The sequence below is a fragment of the Blautia sp. AF19-13LB genome, assembly GCF_003479105.1.
Lineage (GTDB): Bacteria > Bacillota > Clostridia > Lachnospirales > Lachnospiraceae > Fusicatenibacter > Fusicatenibacter saccharivorans.
Window position 1 is genome coordinate 1 of sequence record NZ_QUGO01000083.1, and the last position, 542, is coordinate 542.

A 542-nucleotide genomic window follows, 5' to 3' on the forward strand; every position below is an offset into this window, starting at 1 on the left:
AAGCAGAAATCAAAATCAAACCGGGCCGGATTCCGTTTCGTTGTATGCACCAGATGTTCTGCTGCATTGAAACGTTTCTTACTTTCCTCAATTTGGGCCAGTTCTTCCCACACAGATTCATACACTTCGACCAGATAGCGGACAGCAGAACGGTAAATCTCCAGTGTCTGGCGGATTGGAATATTCTGTTTTCGTAATTCAACACCATAACTGGATATGATTTTCATTCGCTTTCTCCTCCGGGTTTTAACGGGATTTTTCCTTCTGACCTTCTATGTAAGCAAGTATCTGTTCACGGCTTCGGTCACTAACCGTTACAGCACAATAAGACGGATTTCACAAATGTTCTCCCCACAACTCTTTCCTTGACGCCGGATAGGAAAAACTATTTTTATTAATTGTAAACATATCTTTCTCCATAAAAGTATTTTACCATATCCATAATAATATATCAAACATTTGTTCTGTTTTATATTAAAAAAATTGCGCGTCTAACTCATCACTACTACAATATATTTATGGGTAATCCCCTTACTTCCAGT

1 pseudogene is annotated in these 542 nt (G+C 38.4%); it reads right to left on the reverse strand.

Annotated features, from left to right (window positions below):
* A pseudogene (locus DWX32_RS19405) lies at nt 1-227 on the reverse strand (IS200/IS605 family accessory protein TnpB-related protein); the annotation flags it as partial.
* Nucleotides 228-542: the final 315 nt, after the last annotated feature.